Here is a 19,418-nt window from a genome sequence, read left to right on the forward strand (position 1 = left end):
GTCGTGGGGTTAACGGGAGGTTTTACTGCGAGCGGCGAACTTGACGACCTTGCGCAGCGCCGGGCTGGTCGCGACGGTGTATCCGAGTTTCTTGCCGGCCTTGGTTTCCATGACCGTCTCCAGGGCGCGGTCGATGGCCCCCGCCTTGGGTGCAGGGCCGACACGCGCGGCCGTCGGTGCGGGCGTGCCGTCGAGGTCGGCGATGACGACCTTCGCGGCGTTGTGTCCGTTGGCGCCCATGACGCCTCCACCGGGATGGGTGCCCGACCCGCACAGGTAGTAGTTGGCCACCGTGGTGCGGTAGTCGGCCAGTTCCGGGGTGGGCCGGTTGTTGAACAGCTGATCGAAGAACATCGACCCGTGGAAGATGTTGCCGCCGGTGAGACCGTAATCCCGCTCGAGGTCCTTCGGGGTGATGATGACCCGCTCGACGATGTGGTTGCGCAGGTTGGGCGCGTATCGGAACAGGACTTCCAGCACTCGGTCCGCCCACTCGTCGCGGATCGTATCCCAGTCGGTCCCCGCCAGCTCGAACGGAAGTTGCTGCACGCCAAGGGTCATGGTGTGCTTACCCTTCGGCGCCAGGGTCGAGTCGTGGGTGGACTGGATGACGGCTTCGATCACGAAGTCGTCGGGGATTTCGCCGCGGCGCTCGGCTTCCCATGCTCGTTCGAAATTCTCGATCGAGGCGCCGAGGATCGCCTGTGCCTGATGCTGCGGGCCTTCAATCCCCTCAGGGAAGCCGATGTAGTCGGGTAGCTCGTCGATCAGCAGATGGATGCGCGCCATCGACCCGCGGGCGTCGTAGTTCTCCAGCTTCGCGGTCAACTTGGCATCGATCGCGCCCGCTGGCAGGAGCTGCAGCATCGACCGCTGCGGGTCGGCGTTGGAGATCACCGTGCGCGCCGAGATCGTCTGTCCGCCATGCAATGTGACGCCCGTGGCCTCACCCTTGGTGACCACGACCTGCTTGACCGGCGACTGGATCCGGATCTCGACGCCGTAGGCTTCGGCGCTGCGGGCCAACGCCTGAGTGATACCACCCATGCCGCCCTTGACGAAGCCCCACTGGCCGAGCGTGCCCTTGAACTCACCGACCGAGTGGTGACCGTAGACGTACCCGGTGCCCGGGGTCGACGGGCCGCCCCACACCGAGATCATGCCGAAGAAGGTGAACAGACCCTTGATGTGTTCGTTGTCGAAGTAGCGGTCCAGCAGGTCCTTCGTGGACAGCAGGACCATCTCGTTGAACAGATCCTCGGCGCCGGCGGCCTCGAACGCGGCCAGCACCTGGGAGCGGCTGGGTGCGGGAGACAGCAGGAAGGGGGTCAGGATGGACGCGAACTTCTTGACCCGCAACCCGAAGTCGAGGAATGCGGCCGCGTCACGCTTGGAGAATTTCTCGATCTCCTTGAGGGTCTTGTCCATGTCTTTCCACATGAACAGGTGGCTGCCGTCGGGGAAGATGCTGACTTCGTTGGCCTCGGTCTGGTACATCTCCAGCCCGAAGCGCTCCAATTCCAGGTCGGCGATGATCTGCGGGCGAAGCAGACTGGCGATGAACGCACACGATGACCACGTGGACCCGGGGATCAGTTCCTCACTGGTACACGCGCCTCCTACCACGTCGCGGGCTTCCAGGACGAGGACCTTCTTACCGGCCCGGGCCAGATATCCAGCGGTGATCAGACCGTTGTGGCCGGCGCCGACGATGATCGCGTCGTAGGCGGTGGTAATGCTCATCGGGGCTCTCCAGGGATGACGTGGGTGAAGTAGGTGCGGACGGTGGCCGGGTCCACGAGGGCGTTGAAGCCGTCGATGACCGGGCTCATGCTCGGGTGGGTGTCGCGGAGTCGCTCCCAGTCCGCCCAGTCGGTGACCTCCATGACTTCCAAGATGTCTGCCGGCGCCCCGTCGGGTGCCTCGTCGACGCGGAACGCTTCGAAGCGTCGAACGATGTCCCGGTGGGCCAGGCATGTCGGCCGGTCCACCTCGGCGGAAAAGCGTTCGAAGTCAGCCGGATTCACCCCGGGCAACATCGAGAAAAGGTTCACCGCTACTACTGAGCGGCTGGGGGCGGTCATCGTATGAAACTCCAGGAAGGTTGGTCAGGATCGATCAGGATTCGAGGTTGATCATGATGTGTTTGATCTCGGTGTACTCCTCAACGGAGTAGATCGACATGTCGTTGCCGTGGCCGGACTGCTTGAAGCCGCCGTGGGGCATCTCCGAGACGATCGGCAGATGGTCGTTGATCCAGACGGTGCCGAACTGGAGTTTGCGTGCCGCCCGCATCGCCCGACCCACGTCGCGGGTGAATACCGAAGCGGCGAGGCCGTATTCGACGTCATTGGCCCAGGCGAAGGCTTGCTCCTCGCCGGTGAAGCGGGTGGTGGTGACCACCGGGCCGAAGACCTCCCTCTGCACGATTTCGGAGTCCTGTGCGGCATCGACGACCAACGACGGTCGGTACCAGAAACCGGGTCCGGCGCCGAGGCCACCGACGGCCAGTGAGGCCGGGCCGGACTCTGTGGCCCGGTCGACGAAGCCGGCGATCCGGTCGCGCTGACGCTCGGAGATCACCGGGCCCATCTCGGTGGACTCATCGGCAGGCGCACCCATCGTCACCTTGCCGACGGCGCGGCTGAGTTCGGTGACGAACTCGTCGTAGATGCCGTCGGCGATGTACACCCGCGACGCGGCCATGCAGTCCTGCCCGGAGTTGCCGTAGCCGCCCTCACAGATCTTGGTGATCGCCAGTTCGACGTCGCAGTCGTCGAACACCAGAACCGGCGCTTTGCCGCCCAGCTCGAGGTGCAGGCGCTTGAGGTTCCCCGCACCGGCGCGGGCGACGATCTTGCCGGTGGAGGTGTCACCGGTCAGCGAGGTCATCCGGACCCGCGGGTGGCCGGTCAAAGCCGCGCCGACGGTGTCGCCGTGGCCAGTCACCACATTGAACACCCCCGCCGGGAACAGGTCGGCGGCCAGCTCGGCCAGCCGCAACGTGGTCAGCGGGGTCAGCTCACTGGGCTTGAGGACCAACGTGTTTCCGGTCATCAGCGCCGGGCAGATCTTCCAGATCGCCATGACGAGGGGGAAATTCCAGGGCGCGACGCTGCCGATGACACCGAGAGGGTCGCGTCGGATGATGCTGGTGTGGGTGGGGGAGTATTCCCCGGCTGCGCGGCCCTCCAGTACGCGGGCCGCACCGGCGAAGAAGCGCATGTTGTCGACGCCGAAGGGAATCTCTTCGCGCGCAACAGCTATCGGCTTACCGACATTCTGCGATTCCAGCTGCGCGAACTCCTCGGCATGGGTTTCGAGACGATCGGCGAGCTTCAGCAGCAACTCGGCGCGCTTGCCCGGCGTTGTGGCAGCCCAGTCCTCGAAAGCCTGCTCTGCGGCAGCGACGGCACGATCGACGTCGGTGGCATCACCGGCCGGCACCGTCGCGATCTGCTCGCCGTTGGCGGGGTTGATGACCGCTTCGGTCGCGCCGCTCGCGGCGGGGACATGTTCGCCCGCTACGTACATGAGCTGGCTGTCTGCCATGAATTGGTTCTCCAAACGACATCAGGGCGGCCGACGCCGGTCGAAATCCTGCCCTAGTGTTGAACAGTTGACGTGGAGAACTTAAGCACAGGGCTGGGGTGCGCGCAAGATAAGCGGCGGGAACGGTGGCGTCACGCGTCCCGGGGCGGTCCAGGGGAAGGTCGACGTAACCGGCGCCGTCGTCCACTCGGGCGAGGGCCCGGAATCACGACACTGTGCGCGTCGCCAGGATCTTGCGAACCTCGTCGCGGTTTTCGGTGATGATGTCGGCGATTGTGGTGCGCGCCAAATCAGGATCTCGAGAGGCGAAGGCGGCGACGATGCGCTCGTGCTCTTCTTCCAGGCCGGAGTCCGTCTCGTACTCGTGGTGGTCCAGCGACAGGATCAGCAGGAAGTAGCGCAAGTCGCCGAGCAACTCGGCGTAGAACTTGTCCAGCCGGGGGCTCTTCATCAGGCCGACGATGGCACGGTGGATGTCGAGGTCTTTCTCCACAATGGTGCGTGGATCTTCCGTCGACATGGCCTCTTTGAGGGCCGCCATCGCGTCGGTCAGCGGCGTCAGGTCGGTGTCGGGACCGATGGACGCCGCCGCGGCGGTCTCCAAGTACAATCGGGCGCGGTAGATGTCGAGGACCTCTTCGTCGGAGGGGTCCCAGACGACCAGGCCGCGATTGAAGGTGTAGCGCACCAAACCCGTACCCTGCAGCAGGCGAACCGCTTCGCGGACGGTGTTGCGCGAGATGCCCAGTGAGTCGGCGACCACGCTCTCCCTGATCCGCTCGCCGGGTTTGAGTTCGCCTTCGAGGATCATGTCCATCAAGCCGTCGGCGATCTGCTGCGCGCTGCTGCGTCCGACGATCTGAATACGGTCTGCCATGGACATGCCAGCATCGTACAACTGTTAAACAGCCCTTGGACCTGGGCAACCATCGGAATCTGGACAGCTTCTGCTCTAATGTTCTACAGTTCAGCTGGCCTGCATGGCCGTAGTCGCCTCACCGCAGCGTGAACCACCATCACCGCGGCGACGGTCCCCGACAGCACAGAACAGGATCCCGGATGCCGAACGCTTTCGATGGCGACGCAACCGGCCCATCCACCAGAAGGGACGACGCCGCGATCGCAAGCGCGGGTGCGCTCGGCCGAATCGCCCGCGAGAGTGCGCTGGAACCCACCGTCGAACGGTTTCCGGAAGACGCGGTCGTAACCGAACTCCGACGCCAGTACGGCCTGAACGGCCGCCTGAGCCGCATTCCGACAGAGAAAGACGACACGTTCCGACTTGCGAGCGATCTCGGGCGGTTCCTCGTCAAGATCGCCCCTGCAAGCGAGCGTGCTCAGATCGTCAACCTCCAATCCGCGGTCATGCTGCACCTGGAGAAGCGAGGCCCGGCGATTCCCGCGCAACGGCTGATCCGCGGGGTACACGGCCAAGTCGAAACGACCGTCGTGGATTCCCGCGGCAACGCGCGCATCATGCGGGTCATGAGTTACCTCGATGGCGATCTGCTCTCGTCGGTCGCCCCGACGGGTGCGCAGTTCCAGAGTGTCGGCGCCACGTTGGCGCGACTCGACCTGGTCTTGGCGGGCTTCCGTCACCCCGACGAAAACCGGTTGCTCATCTGGGATCTGAAGAACTTCCTGCACATGCGACCGCTGTTGGACCTGGTCACCGATCGCGACGATGTCGCCATGGCGACGTGGGTCTTCGACCGATTCGAGACCGTGGTCGCGCCCCGCATGGGCACGCTCGAAGAGCAGATGATCCACGGCGACTTCAGTCCGTTCAATGTCGTCGTCGACCCGAGCGCCGACGAATTCGTCACGGGTGTGATCGATTTCGGTGATGTCGTGCGGAGCCCCCTGGTGTTCGAGTTGGCCGTCGCAGTGGCCAATCAGATCGGCGTGGATCAGCGTCGACCGTGGGACAGCGCCCGGGACATCGTGCGCGGGTACCGTGCGGTTCGGCCGCTGCCGGACCGTGACGCGGCGCTGTTGGGAATCGCCGGGCCGGCTCGTCTTCTCCTGCGTGCCCTGATCTTTGGTTGGCGGGCCACCGTTCACCCCCACAGCCGTGACTATGGGGTGTCGCATTCGGCCCTGGACTGGGCGAGGCTGCGTTGCGCGCTGTCGGTTGTCACTCCCACTGTCGAAGCACTACTCGCGGATACCGGCGCGACGGCGTCGTCGAATCGAAAGGACTGACAATGGTCAATGCTTCCCCGCTCCAAGCGTCCGAACCCATGGTGAACGGATTCGACACGTCCCGCATCGACGAGCTGCCCCCGCGTACTCGCGAACAGGTCGGCGCCCGGGAACGCCTTCTGGGACCGGGCTACCGCCTCTTCTACGAGAACCCGGTGGAGATCGTGCGGGGTGAGGGCACGTTGCTTTTCGACGCCGACGGCAACGACTATCTGGACGTCTACAACAACGTCGCCAGCGTGGGACACTGCCATCCCTACGTCGTCGATGCGGTTCACCGGCAACTGTCGACGCTCAACACCAACACCCGGTACATCCAGCAGTCGATCCTGAACTACAGCGAACAGTTCTTGGGCACCATGCCGGCGGAGATCGGGCACGTCATGTTCACCTGCACCGGTTCTGAGGCCAACGACCTCGCGATGCGGGTGGCCCGCTACTACACCGGCAACCAGGGCATCATCGTCACCTCCGGCGCCTACCACGGGCTCACCGCCGACGTGTCGTCCTTCTCGCCGTCTCTTGGCGTCGGCGTTCCGCTGGCTCCGCACGTGCGCACCATCGCCGCACCGGATCGACTGCGCCACGGTGGCAACGACGACCTGATCGCGAAGATGCGCCAAGAGATCCGCGAGGCGATCGCCGATCTGCAACGCCACGGGTTCGGTGTCGCGGCATTCATCGCGGACATGATCTTCTCCTCGGACGGCATCTACGCCGACCCGGCCGGATTCCTGCAGCCGATCATCGAGGTAGTTCACGACGCCGGCGGGCTGTTCATCGCCGACGAGGTGCAACCCGGGTTCGGGCGCACCGGCCGGCACTGGTGGGGTTACCAACGGCACGGCCTGGTGCCCGACATCGTGACCACCGGCAAGCCGATGGGCAACGGCATTCCCATCGCCGCCGCCGCCTTCCGCCCCGAGCTTCTCGTCGAATTCGGCCGCAACATCCGCTATTTCAACACCTTCGGCGGCAACTCGGTGTCCATCGCGGCAGCGCAGGCAGTGCTCGACGTGATCAACGATGAAGGTCTGATCGCCAACGCCGAGACCGTCGGCAACTACATCCAGGCCGAGATCGCGACGCTGGCGGCTGATTACGAACAGATCGCCGAGGTCCGTGGCGCCGGCCTGTTCGTGGGGGTGGACATCGTCACCGACCGGGCGTCCAACACTCCAGACGGAGCAGCAACACTGCGGGTGGTCAACCATATGCGTCGGCGTAGGGTCCTCATCTCGGCCTCGGGTCCACGGGGCAGCGTACTCAAAGTGCGTCCGCCGCTGCCGTTTTCCATCAGTGACGCCGACCGCATGCTCGGAAACCTGCAGGTGGTGCTCGCCGAGGAGCTTCATTGACCGAGGATCACCGGTCAGCACGTCACAACCGCATCCTCGACCTGCTGGCGGCTAGCTCTGTCGAGGTCGACACTTCCGGTCGACGCCTCGCTGAATACAGCTACGACGCCTCCAACTACCGCGTGACACCGATTGCCGTCGCCTTCCCTCGGAATCCGGGCGAAGTCAGTGAACTCGTCACCCTGTGCCACCGAGCCGGCGTACCCGTCATCGCCCGAGGCGGCGGAACGTCCATGGCGGGCAACGCCATTGGCGGCGGTGTCGTGCTAGACCTGTCGCGCTACATGAACCGGATACGGTCCATCGACGCCGATACCCGAACCGCTGTCGTCGAACCGGGCGTCGTCCTCGCCGACCTGGCCGAGGCTGCGGAGATCAGCACGGCCCATCAGTTGACCTTCGCGCCGGACCCGTCGAGTAAGAACCGTGCCACCGTCGGCGGGGCGATCGGCAATGACGCCTGCGGCAACCACTCGGTGCGGTACGGCCGGACCGGCGACCACGTGGTATCTCTCGACCTGGTGACGGCCGACGGTACCTGCCTGACGGCCACCCGTTCCGGACTGCACGCCACCGACCCGGCGGATACCGCGGCGGTCGAACGGGCCAGCCAACTCACTGCCGGCCTGGGAGCACTGGCGACGGTGTACATGGCACAGTTCCGGCTGGAGCTCGGACGCATCCCTCGGCAAGTTTCCGGTTTCCATCTCGCCAATCTGCTGCCCGAGAACGGGTTCGACGTCGCACGGGCTTTGGTCGGCAGTGAAGGGTCCTGCGCGATCGTGGTGGGCGCCACGATGCGGTTGGTCGAGGTGCCGTCCTCGGCGCTGTTGCTCATCGTGGCCTACGACGACATCGTGGACGCCGCACGCGATGTCCCCACGATTCTGCGGTATTCGCCCGCGGCGGTCGAAGGGATCGACGAGCAGATCGTCGCGGCGATGAGAGCGCGACGAGGCGACGACTCGGTCTCCGAACTGCCAGCCGGACACGCCTGGCTCTACGTCGACCTCGACGGCGACGACGAAGCCACGGTGCTGCAGCATGCCGAGAACCTCGTATCCGATCTGCAGGCCAATGGACGCGCCCTGGAATGCCGCGAGGTCCGCGATCCGACTGAACGCAAAAAACTGTGGCGTGTGCGCGAAGACGGTGCGGGACTGTCGTCACGGCTGGAACTCGCCGACGGCACCAGTGTCACCTCCTGGCCCGGTTGGGAGGACTCCGCGGTGGCCCCGGAGGATCTGGCCGACTATCTCGCCGACTTCCGGGTGCTTCTGCAGGAGTACCACCTGATCGGCGTGATGTACGGCCACTTCGGAGCCGGCTGCATGCACATTCGGATCACCTTCGACCAGCGGACCCCGGCCGGGCGGGCGGTGATGTCGGCGTTCCTCACCGCCGCGGCCCGCCTTGTGGTCAAACACGGCGGAACGCTGTCGGGTGAGCACGGTGACGGCAGGGCCCGTTCGCAGCTGCTTCCCGAAATGTACTCACCGACCCTCATGGAGGCTTTCGCGAAGTTCAAACACCTCTTCGACCCGACCAACATCCTCAACCCCGGCATGATCGTCGATCCGGAGCCGGTCACCTCGCATCTGGCGTTGGCGAACATCCCCGCCCTGGAGTGGCACACCACCTTCGCACTGCAGGACGTCACGGATCCCGGGACGACCGCCTTCGCCGAGGCCGTCCAGCGTTGTATCGGCGTGGGGCGCTGCCGATCCCACCGCGGCGGCGTCATGTGCCCGAGTTATCGGGCAACCGGCGACGAGAAGGACTCCACCCGGGGGCGAGCCCGCGTCCTACAGGAGATGGTTCGGGGGTCTGGCACCGCCTCCGAAGGCTGGGCGTCCGAGGAGGTACGTGAGGCCCTGGATCTGTGCCTGTCATGCAAGGCGTGTTCCTCGGACTGCCCCACCGGCGTCGACATGGCGACCTACAAAGCGGAGTTCTTCGACCACTACTACCGCGGGCGAATGCGCCCGATGGCGCACTACTCGCTGGGCTGGCTACCCCGCTGGTTGGCCCTGACGTCAAGGGCCGCACCCCTTGTCAACGCAGTCCTGGGAACCCCGCTGCGAGCCCCGGGCCTGCGCTTGGGCGGCCTGACGGCGCAACGGGCGCTGCCGGCGTTCGCGTCACGGCGACAGCTCCGCAGAGAACTCGGATCCCTGCGTACCCCGGGCGGCGATGTGGTGCTCTTCGTGGACTCCTTCACCAAGGGATTTCGTCCCGAGGTCGCGGGGGCCGCGCTTCGGGTCGTCGAGGACGCCGGCCATTGCGCCGAGGTCCGCACCGACATCTGCTGCGGGCTGACCTGGATTTCCACCGGCCAGTTACGGCAGGCGCGAAAGCGGCTGGCGCACAGCGCTGCCGCCCTCGACGACGGATCCGAACGCCCCATCGTCGTCACCGAGCCCAGTTGTGCGGCCGCCTTGCGCAGAGATCTCCCCGAACTCGTCGACACCGGCGCCGCGCGCCGCGTGGCGCAGCGGGTCGTCAGTTTCGCCGAGCAGGTCAGCGCACAGCGCAGCCGCGGCTGGAGACCGAAGACGGTGCTGCCGAAGTCGGTCACCGTGCAGACCCACTGCCACGAATACGCGGTGTTCGGTGCGGGCACGCAGCGTCGGGCTCTCGAAGCGATCGGAATCAGCGAGGTGCGCGAGGCGAACGGCTGTTGCGGAGTGGCCGGCAACTTCGGCTTCGAGCGTCAGCACTACGACGTCAGCATGGCCGTCGCTGAACAGGCTCTGGCACCGGCCCTGCGCGCTGATCCGACTGCGGTGGTGCTCACCGACGGGTTCAGTTGCCACATGCAAGCCAGGCAACTCACCGACACCCCGGCTCCCAGCGCATCCCTGCACCTCGCCCAGATCCTCGATCCCACTCCACGATTGGACTTTCACCGATGACTGCTACGACATCTCCGACGGCGACCACCGCGGCCGCGATCCCGACCGGGCTGCTCATCGACGGGAAGTGGCGTGACGCGACCGGCGGCAAGGTCTTCGAGGTGGAGAACCCGGCCACCGGTGAGATACTGGCCTCCATCGCCGACGCCGGACCTGCCGACGCGGACGATGCGCTGGCCGCGGCGGTCGCTGCCCAGGCGTCCTGGGCCCACACCGCACCTCGGTACAGGAGCGAGATCCTACGCCGCGCTTACGATCTGGTGATGGATCGACGGGACTGGCTGGCCGCGGTGATGACCTCGGAGATGGGCAAACCGCTGGCCGAAGCCAAGGGTGAAGTGGCCTATGCCGCCGAATTCTTGCGGTGGTTCTCCGAAGAGGCAGTGCGGATCTCCGGCGACCACACCACCACGGGCGACGGGGCCAACCGCATCATCGTCACGCGTGGGCCCGTGGGCCCCTGTGTCCTGGTCACACCCTGGAACTTCCCCTTGGCCATGGGCGCCCGCAAGATCGCCCCGGCCGTGGCCGCCGGCTGCACCATGGTGCTCAAACCGGCCCCTCAGACCCCGTTGACGTCGTCGGCCCTGGCGGCGATGTTGCAGGAGTGCGGCCTGCCCGCCGGTGTGCTGAACGTGGTCAGCACCACCGATGCGGCGACCGTCGTACAACGCTGGATGAGCAGCGGCAAGGCGCGCAAGATCAGCTTCACCGGTTCGACGGAGGTGGGCAAGGTCCTGTTGCGGCAGGCCGCCGATGCGGTGATGCGGTCCTCGATGGAGTTGGGTGGCAACGCGCCGTTCATCGTGTGCGCGGACGCCGACATCGACACCGCTGTCGAGGGTGCGATGGCGGCCAAGATGCGCAACATGGGGGAGGCGTGCACCGCGGCGAACCGCATATACGTGCACCGGGACATCGCCACGGACTTCGCGGAACGTCTCGCGGCGCGGATGGGGAAGCTCGTGGTCGGCAACGGGCTCGACGACGGCACCCAGGTGGGGCCGCTGATCGATGCCACCGGCCGGGCGAAAGTGCAACGCCTCGTGGACGATGCGCTCTCGCGCGGCGCGACCGCATTGACCGGCGGCCGGCTACCGGACGGTCCGGGCTACTTCTACCCGCCCACCGTACTCGCTGACGTGTCACCGGAATCCGAACTGATGACCACCGAGGTGTTCGGCCCGGTGGCCCCGGTCATTCCCTTCGACGACGAGGATGAGGTGATCGCGCGCGCCAACGACACGGACTGGGGTTTGGTCGGCTATGTGTTCACCCAGGACATCGACCGCGCGTTCGACCTCGGCGAGCGTCTCGAAGTCGGCATGGTCGGTGTCAACACCGGGGTGGTTTCCAATCCGGCCGCACCCTTCGGCGGCGTCAAGCAGTCCGGCCTCGGCCGTGAAGGCGGCAAGGTCGGAATCGATGAATTCCTCGAGTACAAGTACCTTTCGGTGCCCCGCCGTAAGGGAAGGTGACCCAGGAGTCGTACCCGTGCTTCCGTTGGTACCCGTTGGCCCACGACGTTCAGATCGGTCCTTCAACGGCTCGTGTGATAACCGTTGGGCTCGCCGGCCGTATCCGCTACCCAGGGTATGGACTGTACCCATCACACGATCTCCGTGATTTCGAAACGCGGCTGCGCCCCGACAATCCGAACTCTGCCCCAATCGCCTTCTACAACGAGGGCCTCGCCCTCGACCGTGAGGGCGTCGATGTTGCCGAGGTCTTTCTCACCGTCCGCATCTGTGTATCAAGCCGCGATACGCCGTTCCCAATCGATGCGCGATGCGCCCGAAGAGATCAGTTTCCCTGGGGTGTAGCAATGATGTTCACGGGGCCGTGGAGGGCGGTATTGGGGGCTTTCGGGGGTCAATGCTGCGTCGAGCATGAAGGTGAGCTGTCCGGGTGTCTCCGCAACGTCGAGGACGTAGCTGTCCTCGAGGTAGATACCGGCCAAGCACGGATACTCGCTGTAGTCGATCACGAGTCACCCGGGCCACGATTTGTTCGCCTTCACCGACCGTTGTGACGGTGTGTCGTCCGCGCTGCGGCTCCGCCTTCATGGCCACTTGCTGACTCGAGCAGCATTGAACTGTGCGAGGACCGCGCTCACCTTGCGTCCATAGTCGGTCGGCTCCCAGTCATCGTCGAGGTTGTCGGTCAATTCGTCGCTGAGCACCGACATGATTTCTTCGGCGTCGGACCGGGTCACGGATTTCGATTGGCGTATCCGTTCCAGAAGAGTAGGGCTCCGCCGCGCCAGGATTCCACCGAGCATCTCGGCCTGACCGGTGCCGAGAAAGCCGAAGTCGCTATCCACCACCTGCTCCTCCTGTCCCGGCGCTGTTGTTCGCCCAGCCGGTGATCACTTTGCCTTGCTCGTTGACGACTACGGTCGCATCATCGCCCGTATATCGATAGCTCACCCTGCCTTGGTTGTCGACAAGGCGTTCGACGTCACGAACGGGATTGCTAAACGCGTCTTCTAGCGCTTCTCTTCGGACACCGATTCCACCATCACGGCCCGCGATCTGAAGACGGTGACGCAAGGCAGCCGTGCGGGCGCGCGCATCGTGCAGCGAGTTGGGCGACGAGGTGGAGAGGACGGTGTGCGTCATGGCGCTAATCGATCGGTTCGAACATGTCTCATCCGATAAGAACGCGCTGCACCGTCCAGTGACCTGCGGGTGGCGAATGTTCAACGTTGATGGTGGCGGCGTCATCCTCCAACTGGACACTTACGGAACGGCGGAGCGCCAGATTCCGAACAAGGTCTCGCAGTCGATACAGCTAGATAGCCGAGCTGCCGGAGTGCTGCTCGGATTGATACGGGATACGTTCGGAGACCTCTGACGGTAAGCGTTGGGCGGTTCGTTTGCGGGTGTGTGTCCGATCGCAAACTGAAACTGCTGTGCTCCATGAGATTCTTGAGCAGCGGCAGGGTGGTGCTCGCGGCGGCCGACGCGTTCGGACCAGCGGTCGATGTCGTTCGCCGCGACGTACCCGGCCAAGCCCGTACGGCCCAGCACCTTTCGTCGGCGATCGCGCAACACCGGCGCATTGCTGTGAGACGCTGTTGCCATGCGGCGCGTTACGTGCTGCTCTCTCTGCTTAGGGGGGTGCACCATGCGGCGAGGGCGACATAGCCGTATTGTCGATTTTCGCGGCAGTGGTCGCGATCGTCGTCGCCGCGTCACCTACAGCGTGACTGCCTTCGACCGGATGCCCAACCCGTCTGCGCTGGTATCCGAGGGCACTGCATCCAGTTGGCTGGTGCTCAATTGGGCGCCCAGCTTCCGCATCGCCGAACCGGAGAACGCGGCGTGTGAGTCCGGTGAGGTCACCAGGATGGGCCGACGCTTGTCCTGCACGGTCTGTGGCCGCAGCCGCGCGACCGGCGATATTGCGCTTGCGGCAGGAGTTTCGCGATCGCGAATCAGTGCTGCCGGCGGTTCAGGCCGCGAACGACGTTCGTGATCAACTGAGTTCCACGACCGTTAACACGGACTCGCTGATCCGCCACGAGTGGTGCGCACCCACGGCACGTGCGCGGGTGTTTCGCCGGACCTACTTCGGCGATGCGGCGGGTTTGACCGATGAGGCCCGCACGGTCCTCGATCCGGTGCTGCGCGAGGCAGTCGGCGACCGGTTGACGCTACCCCCGTTGGTCGCCCTGCGTGATGGGGATGCGGTTGTCGCTGGGCACGCTGCTCGGCGACGCGCCGCCGATGGCGGTGCAGTGTCGGCACGGCAGCGTGCCGTGAGCGCCGGCTACTCCTCGCCCGGCTGATCGCGGGATCGCCTCTTCCCGAACAACTTCGACCCTTCCCGCGTCGTCTTCGAGAAGAAATTACTGACCGCCGTATACCCCTCGGTGGCGGCTCCGAGTGCCTGCGTCGCCGCGACGGAGGCCTTGTCGGCGGCGGCTTGCAGCGCCTCCTTCGGCGTGGGTGCATCGATCTCGGACCATTCCAAGGCTTGCGCCCTGCGAGCATGCGCGAACCGATCCAGGTCCTCGCGCAGCTTCGGCAGGTCTCGTGTCAGGCCTTGGACGGACCAGAGGCGGAAGCCGTCGATAGCTTCGGTTCTCGCGACGGCGTCGAGGACGGTCTGCGCCCGCCGGTACAGATCACCATCGGCGGCCATCTGATGGGCGAGCAGCTCACGCGCGTCGTCGAGCACCTTCTGAAGGTGTTGCGGCTCGGTCGCTTCCACGCGGGCGATGCGCAGCCGCTGCCACTGGAACAACGACTCCTCGGCGACGACGAGCAGACTGAGCGTCTCGCCCAGCTGCTGGTTCTCGACCGCGTTGACGACGAATTCGGCGCGGTCCTGGATCGGTCGTGACGGGTCGAAGGTCTTGAGTGTGGCGAGGGCGTGCTGCCGCAACTGCTCGACCGTCCGGTTCAGGCCCGGCCCGATGCTCGAGATCCAATCCCAGTCGGTATCCGAGAACGATCCGTGCTTCTCGAGATAGTTGACCATGCGTTCGAGCGACAGGCGATCGCCGAGGACATCCCCGGACCGGCTGGCCTGGGCGAGGCGGAGGACTTCCTCGACCTTGCTCTCGACGCGCTGGACGGCGTCCTCGACCTCGCTGATCGCCGTCTTGAGAGCGATCTGCACGGCGAGCATCTGCGCCGACATGAGCTTGGCCGGGTTGACGTTGGTTTCTTTCCACTGCAGTTGCCTGAGGAACTTCCCGTCCGGGCCGCGCGTCATCATCCGGTTGAATCCGTGCGTCCCGGGGACCAGCCGCTCGGCGTGGATCGCCTTGACGCTGTCGGGATGCAGCTGCACGAATTTCGCTGACTGCCCGAGGATCGATGCCGCACTTGCGGCGAGGCCGGTGGCATTGCCGAGCGACGCCTTATCGAGCCCGACGACCTGGACGGCGTAACCGGCGTTCTCGGCGAGCCGTTGCAGGTAGGACTCGACGGCCTCGGGGTCACCACCAACCAGCAGCCCCTCCGGCTGGGCGGACACCACGACTTCACCGGGAGCCGGTTCGGAGGGCGCGGGCAGGTTGTCTGTCCCGTCCGATGGTGTGTTGACCTCGTCGTCCGTCATCGTCGCCCTCTCGCGTCGCCCGCCAAGTCTTCATCGCCGCCACTCGGTCGCGCTTCCAGTGTTAAGTTGCCGGTCCTCGGCGGTCGGCAAACATCAGTGCTGAGATTTCGGCTCGCCGCGACGCGCGATCGGTGCACACGGAAACAGTACGCAGCCCATACGCTGCATCTCTGGACGCGCTGGACTGATCTGGGGAGACCACATGACAGCACTCGAGCGACTCAACGGTCTGGATTCACGAGCGTGGAGGACCGCTACGTGGTCGGCGCCGTTCGTCACTCAAGGGGTTCTGGCGCTCATCATCGTGGTGTCCTGGCTCCTGGGGAGGTGGCTCGACGCCGCCGATGACGTCATCCTGTTCATGCTCAGCGCTGCGGTCGCCTTCGTCGTGTGCGCGGTCCTATGCGGTGCGTTGACCCGATCTGCGTCGTCGCGTGCGCGTGGCCTGGCGATGAGCGTGGCCGGATCCTTCGCTGCTGTGCTCGTCGGTGGCCTCATGTATGGGTTTTGGATCCTCGCATGGTGAACGGCGCTGTTTCGCAGCCAATCACGCCCACCTACGGGCCGGCCGCCTTCCTTGCTGCGCTGGCGAACATTGTGGTCGTCGAGATCGCTGTGTGGACCGTACTGCCATGGTTCGTGCTCATCATCTTCGTCGTGCCGCTCCTGCTGCTCGACCTCGCCGCCGCGGCGGTCCTGAAGAGACGACCGGGGGCAGCCGGGCAGATCGGGCACGGGATGCTGATCGGTTTGATCTCGGCGCCACTGACGGTAATCGTGTTCCTGCCGGGACTCCTGCTCGCGCAGGCGGCTGGCCTGGTCTGACTGAGTTCGTCGCACACCGGATTCCGAAGTTCCCGCCCTTCACTTGCTCAAGACGAGGATCGGCTGCGCCGACACGGTCTCAACACCCCTGCAGTCGCCTTCGACGAGGAACGCGCCCTGTTTGAATCCGAGGACCTCGTCGTTGCCGAGGTCGATGGCACGTGCATGCCAGTGACCGCGCTGTCCGTGTGGTGGTGACTAGTACGCGAAATGCTTCGGCGCTAACAGTGCTCAAGCCGCTAAAGGTGCAGGCTGGCTAAGCGCGGGTCTCACTGAATGCTATGTGCAGAGATGCTAACTGGCGCCTCCCTGGAAGATCTGCTCGAGTTCATCAACCGGTTTCAACATCAAATGACTGAAGATCGTCGCCTGAGGCTCTGGGAGGCGAGCACTGCCGACCTCTGACTGTATTTCGAATATCCATTCATTTTCGGTGGTCAGGACGGCAACGTCCGTGCTGCGGCCTAACTTGTACAGTTCAGGTCCAAAGATTGGGGCGCCGAGTACATTGCGCATCGTGGAGCCCCACCGCCAGATGAGAAATTTCTCGGCTAGATCGAAGGTGGAGAATGCCGCAGTGCCATCGTATCGCCGGCCGCGGTCATCGATGACGTCGATTGTCCACCAGTCACCATCATGTCTGAGATAGAACGAATGATCATCCGACGTGAACCCAATCGCGTTACCGTCGACCGGAGATACCGCGACGTTCGACAGGCCGATTCGGCTCGCCCATTTAGTCCAGTCTTCTGACAGGCGTGAGAAATCTGCCACCCTATCCACCCATTCTCGTCAGGTAGCCCGATTGGAGTCGCGAGTCTACCGACGGCTCTAAGCCTGGCGGTGCAATTATTCGGTACCGCGTTCCGCCACCAGGTTTACCAAACCAGGGCGCCGCTTGTGATTGCTCGATGCGTCAACCGGGCGGTAGCGCGGTGGGATCGTCGTCAATGTATCTGAAGTCTGTGCTCGCCGTCTTCGTGCTGCCGCCCTGTTGATCAACCCTGCTTTCGCGGCGGTCCTGAGAGTGGGACCGGGCGCTGCCGGCCAGATCGGACGAGGAATATTGATCGGGTTGATTTCGGCGCCAATGACATTGGCCGTGTTCTTGCCGGGCTTTCTCTCGCCCAGGCCATGGGGCTCGTCTGATTGCGCTCCGTCGCACTGCGCGCCGAACGGCCGCCTACCCGCTCAACTCGAAGATGGGCTGCGCCGCCGCGATGCGAACGCGTCCCCAGTCGCCCTCGACGGTGACCACCCCTTCCTCCGGTCTCAGGATGTCTATGTTGCCGAGGTCCTTCTCACCGTCGGCGTCGGTGTAGCGGCGGTTGGTACGCGTGACCCATTCGATGCAGACAACATCCGGAATCGTCAGCTCTCCCCGGGCGTAGCAGTGGCGTTGGCCAGCCGGAGGAGGCAGGTATGCGGGATGCTGCGGGGTCAGCACGGCATCGAGCCGGAAAACGAACTGTGCCGCTGTCTCAATGATGTCCAGCACGTACTGTCCGCGAGATAGAGGCGCGGCAGTGCAGGAATTTTCGTGTAGTCGACGGCCCGTCCCGCGTCGTCCGAGCTCACAGCCAACCTCGAAGGCGCGCTGCGCTGCATTGTGCCGCAAGCTCACTGACGATCTGGCCATGGAACGTCGGCTTCCACTCTTCGTCGAGGTGATCGAGAAGTTCGTCGCTGAGGACCGACATGATCTGCTCGGCGTCCGAGTGCGACACTGACCCGGACTGACGGATCCGGTTGACGAGAGCGGGGTTTCGTCGTGTGAGCAGCTCAGTGAGTACTTCCCGCTGGTCGGTTCTGAGGAAGTGAAAGTAGGCGTTCATCGGAGGCCTCCGAACTTCAACGCCACGCTTCTTCTTGGACTCGCTCCACACGGCTAACTTGCCGCCGGGCGTGCACACGACAAGCGCGCCGTCCGGACCAGAGACGCTCCACGCCTCGTAGGCGGCGTCCGCATCGACGAACAGATCGGCGTCGCCGCTGAAGCGGATGCACAGTGCGCCGGCAGAGTCGGCGACGGCCGTGTCCACGCGTTTTCCGACCAACGGGCGCATGAGATCGAGGGCTCGCACGGCATCGGTTTCAGAATCGAGGGTGACGGTGCGCCCCGCGGAGCGCAGCGAGAACGTCGATCCGACGGTGACGAAGTAGCCGTCCGTCATCTGGAGTTGCACGGTGTAGTCAGCCGAGACAGACTGCAGCGTCCTGCCGTTCAGCCCTAGTGCCGTCACAAGAATTCCTCCACGTGGCCGCCCCTCATAACCGATGTCCTTCAAGGCCTGCGGCGCGCGTCGAGCACATGCGAGGAGTTGCTCGTCATCGAGATCCTCCGGTTCTGTTTTGAGACCTACTTCACTGACGTAGGCATCGGCGATAACGTCGGGGTAGGTCGGTCTATCGACCGACCTTGACGTCGGCCATTACTCTGTCGAAAAGTCGACCGCGCGAACAGAAATGGTGGTCGCTCACTGTGCGACAACACCTTTCGGCACTACTTCCATCTCATCTGGGTGCGGCCACCTCGTGGGCGGATCGTCGGTTACCCACGCGTACTCCAAGCCGGACAGATGCCCACCGGTCAGCCAGATGATCACCTCGCCTCGATAGGAAGCTTGGTTGGGCACGAAAGCCCTTGCAGGGAAGGGCCCGTCGGGCAGGGGGCAGGTCTGGGCCGCATTCGATGGTCTGACGTCCAGAATCCAAGTCGTGGAATTGCGTACGAGCGTGCCAGGAAGGCCATCTAGAAGTGAATTACCTCGACTGTCGCCCGCACTCGAAATGATCGTACGGATGACATCGGCCTCTTCCGGCGCGATAGGGCGCCACCCTGACGGCGTTGTCATGTGATGAACGCCGTACTGATTTTGACTACGCCGTTGTCCACGAAACCCCTCACCGTCACGTTTTCGCCTGTCACGTTGACAACTGTTTCGAACGTACCCTGATTCGGTACGTGGCCCTTCTGCCCGTCGAGGCTGCTGTACGGCGGAAGCCGCGCGATATACGTCAGCGGTGTCATTGAGCCCCGGCTTGGACAGCGCTTGTTTGGGCACACGCGGGACCGCTTAACCCCTCACCCCGGGGTGCGGGCTGTATCCATCACACGACTGCGGTGATTTCGAAATGTGGCTGCGCCCCGACAATCCGAACTCTGCCCCAGTCGCCCTCGACCAGGAGTGCGTCGCCGTCGACCGCGAGGATGTCGATGTTTCCAAGGTCCTCTTCGCCGTCAGCATCGGTGTAGCGAGCGGTGGTGCGCCGTTCCCAATCGATGCGAGAAGCGCCTGTAAACGCCAGGCTTCCTGAGGCGTAGCAATATTGCTCACCGGGTTGCGGAGGTTGGTACGCGGGGCTTTCGGGAGTCAACACTGCATCCAGCTTGAAGGTGAGCTGTCCGGGCGCCTCCGCGATTCCGAGGACGTAGCTGTCCTCGAGGTAGACGCCGGTCAAGCCGGGAAACTGGTCGTAGTCAATCACG

General features: G+C 64.5%; 22 protein-coding genes. 8 read left to right on the top strand and 14 right to left on the bottom strand.

Features of this window, described 5'->3' with window-relative positions:
• Window positions 1-9: 9 nt before the first annotated feature.
• The 4 genes from I7X18_RS04775 to I7X18_RS04790 all read right to left on the bottom strand — a co-directional run bounded on the left by I7X18_RS04775 (window position 10) and on the right by I7X18_RS04790 (window position 4,435).
• Complete coding sequence (locus I7X18_RS04775; RefSeq protein ID WP_193044310.1) at window positions 10-1,743, bottom strand: phytoene desaturase family protein; 1,734 nt, start codon at window positions 1,741-1,743, stop codon at window positions 10-12.
• The gene (locus I7X18_RS04780; RefSeq protein ID WP_198730527.1) at window positions 1,740-2,054 is read right to left on the bottom strand and encodes a RedY/HapK family protein; all 315 of its coding nucleotides are present in this window, start codon (window positions 2,052-2,054) and stop codon (window positions 1,740-1,742) included. The genes I7X18_RS04775 and I7X18_RS04780 overlap by 4 nt, the downstream gene beginning before the upstream one ends.
• Before the next feature lie 64 nt (window positions 2,055-2,118).
• Window positions 2,119-3,552, bottom strand: a complete 1,434-nt coding sequence (locus tag I7X18_RS04785; protein ID WP_198730528.1) for a gamma-aminobutyraldehyde dehydrogenase — start codon at window positions 3,550-3,552, stop codon at window positions 2,119-2,121.
• 205 nt (window positions 3,553-3,757) lie between these two features.
• A complete protein-coding gene (locus tag I7X18_RS04790; protein ID WP_193044308.1) occupies window positions 3,758-4,435 on the bottom strand; it encodes a GntR family transcriptional regulator in 678 nt (225 codons plus the stop codon).
• A gap of 176 nt (window positions 4,436-4,611) precedes the next feature.
• Between I7X18_RS04790 and I7X18_RS04795 the strand changes: the two genes are divergently transcribed.
• From I7X18_RS04795 to I7X18_RS04810, 4 genes are read left to right on the top strand one after another with little or no spacing between them, the layout of a single operon-like run.
• The gene (locus I7X18_RS04795; RefSeq protein ID WP_193044307.1) at window positions 4,612-5,757 is read left to right on the top strand and encodes a phosphotransferase; all 1,146 of its coding nucleotides are present in this window, start codon (window positions 4,612-4,614) and stop codon (window positions 5,755-5,757) included.
• A 38-nt stretch (window positions 5,758-5,795) separates the two neighbouring features.
• Window positions 5,796-7,115 (top strand): aspartate aminotransferase family protein, encoded by a 1,320-nt coding sequence (locus I7X18_RS04800; protein WP_193044306.1) that lies wholly within the window; start codon window positions 5,796-5,798, stop codon window positions 7,113-7,115.
• Window positions 7,112-10,030 carry an FAD-binding and (Fe-S)-binding domain-containing protein gene (locus I7X18_RS04805; RefSeq protein WP_193044305.1) on the top strand — a complete coding sequence of 973 codons (2,919 nt, stop codon included), beginning with the start codon at window positions 7,112-7,114 and terminating at the stop codon, window positions 10,028-10,030. Before I7X18_RS04800 ends, I7X18_RS04805 begins: the two co-directional genes overlap by 4 nt.
• Complete coding sequence (locus I7X18_RS04810) at window positions 10,027-11,508, top strand: NAD-dependent succinate-semialdehyde dehydrogenase (RefSeq protein WP_193044304.1); 1,482 nt, start codon at window positions 10,027-10,029, stop codon at window positions 11,506-11,508. Before I7X18_RS04805 ends, I7X18_RS04810 begins: the two co-directional genes overlap by 4 nt.
• A gap of 275 nt (window positions 11,509-11,783) precedes the next feature.
• Here the strand turns inward: I7X18_RS04810 and I7X18_RS29485 are convergent, their stop codons facing one another.
• The 3 genes from I7X18_RS29485 to I7X18_RS04825 all read right to left on the bottom strand — a co-directional run bounded on the left by I7X18_RS29485 (window position 11,784) and on the right by I7X18_RS04825 (window position 12,651).
• Window positions 11,784-12,017 (bottom strand): hypothetical protein, encoded by a 234-nt coding sequence (locus I7X18_RS29485; protein ID WP_226862916.1) that lies wholly within the window; start codon window positions 12,015-12,017, stop codon window positions 11,784-11,786.
• 75 nt (window positions 12,018-12,092) lie between these two features.
• Window positions 12,093-12,353, bottom strand: a complete 261-nt coding sequence (locus tag I7X18_RS04820; protein WP_193044303.1) for a hypothetical protein — start codon at window positions 12,351-12,353, stop codon at window positions 12,093-12,095.
• Window positions 12,346-12,651, bottom strand: a complete 306-nt coding sequence (locus I7X18_RS04825; protein ID WP_193044302.1) for a hypothetical protein — start codon at window positions 12,649-12,651, stop codon at window positions 12,346-12,348. Before I7X18_RS04825 ends, I7X18_RS04820 begins: the two co-directional genes overlap by 8 nt.
• On the opposite strand from I7X18_RS04825, the gene I7X18_RS04830 reads away from it, so the two are divergent.
• Complete coding sequence (locus I7X18_RS04830; protein ID WP_193044301.1) at window positions 12,650-12,886, top strand: hypothetical protein; 237 nt, start codon at window positions 12,650-12,652, stop codon at window positions 12,884-12,886. The genes I7X18_RS04825 and I7X18_RS04830 overlap by 2 nt on opposite strands.
• A 344-nt stretch (window positions 12,887-13,230) precedes the next feature.
• Here the strand turns inward: I7X18_RS04830 and I7X18_RS04835 are convergent, their stop codons facing one another.
• Entirely contained in the window at window positions 13,231-13,404 is a 174-nt protein-coding gene (locus I7X18_RS04835; RefSeq protein ID WP_193044300.1) for a hypothetical protein, read from the bottom strand.
• Window positions 13,405-13,409: 5 nt separating this feature from the next.
• On the opposite strand from I7X18_RS04835, the gene I7X18_RS04840 reads away from it, so the two are divergent.
• Window positions 13,410-13,823 carry a hypothetical protein gene (locus I7X18_RS04840; protein WP_193044299.1) on the top strand — a complete coding sequence of 138 codons (414 nt, stop codon included), beginning with the start codon at window positions 13,410-13,412 and terminating at the stop codon, window positions 13,821-13,823.
• Here the strand turns inward: I7X18_RS04840 and I7X18_RS04845 are convergent.
• Window positions 13,805-15,103: a hypothetical protein gene (locus I7X18_RS04845; RefSeq protein ID WP_193044298.1), complete on the bottom strand. Its 1,299-nt coding sequence runs from the start codon at window positions 15,101-15,103 to the stop codon at window positions 13,805-13,807. The genes I7X18_RS04840 and I7X18_RS04845 overlap by 19 nt on opposite strands.
• 202 nt (window positions 15,104-15,305) lie before the next feature.
• Here I7X18_RS04845 and I7X18_RS04850 point away from each other — a divergent pair, with 202 nt between their 5' ends.
• Window positions 15,306-15,629, top strand: coding sequence for a hypothetical protein (locus tag I7X18_RS04850; protein WP_193044297.1), 324 nt, complete (start codon window positions 15,306-15,308; stop codon window positions 15,627-15,629).
• Window positions 15,623-15,928 carry a hypothetical protein gene (locus I7X18_RS04855; RefSeq protein ID WP_193044296.1) on the top strand — a complete coding sequence of 102 codons (306 nt, stop codon included), beginning with the start codon at window positions 15,623-15,625 and terminating at the stop codon, window positions 15,926-15,928. The genes I7X18_RS04850 and I7X18_RS04855 overlap by 7 nt, the downstream gene beginning before the upstream one ends.
• 294 nt (window positions 15,929-16,222) lie before the next feature.
• On the opposite strand, the gene I7X18_RS04860 is transcribed toward I7X18_RS04855, so the two are convergent.
• The 5 genes from I7X18_RS04860 to I7X18_RS04880 all read right to left on the bottom strand — a co-directional run bounded on the left by I7X18_RS04860 (window position 16,223) and on the right by I7X18_RS04880 (window position 19,417).
• Entirely contained in the window at window positions 16,223-16,702 is a 480-nt protein-coding gene (locus tag I7X18_RS04860; protein ID WP_193044295.1) for a hypothetical protein, read from the bottom strand.
• Between the two features lies 1 nt (window position 16,703).
• A complete protein-coding gene (locus I7X18_RS29490) occupies window positions 16,704-16,841 on the bottom strand; it encodes a glycohydrolase toxin TNT-related protein (protein WP_232375482.1) in 138 nt (45 codons plus the stop codon).
• A 270-nt stretch (window positions 16,842-17,111) separates the two neighbouring features.
• A complete protein-coding gene (locus I7X18_RS04870) occupies window positions 17,112-17,426 on the bottom strand; it encodes a hypothetical protein (protein ID WP_226862914.1) in 315 nt (104 codons plus the stop codon).
• 76 nt (window positions 17,427-17,502) lie between these two features.
• On the bottom strand, window positions 17,503-18,216 hold the full coding sequence (locus tag I7X18_RS04875) for a DUF6188 family protein (RefSeq protein ID WP_193044294.1): 714 nt from the start codon (window positions 18,214-18,216) through the stop codon (window positions 17,503-17,505).
• A gap of 823 nt (window positions 18,217-19,039) precedes the next feature.
• Window positions 19,040-19,417, bottom strand: a complete 378-nt coding sequence (locus I7X18_RS04880) for a hypothetical protein (protein WP_193044293.1) — start codon at window positions 19,415-19,417, stop codon at window positions 19,040-19,042.
• Window position 19,418 lies beyond the last annotated feature (1 nt).

Source organism: Mycolicibacterium baixiangningiae, from assembly GCF_016313185.1.
Lineage (GTDB): Bacteria > Actinomycetota > Actinomycetes > Mycobacteriales > Mycobacteriaceae > Mycobacterium > Mycobacterium baixiangningiae.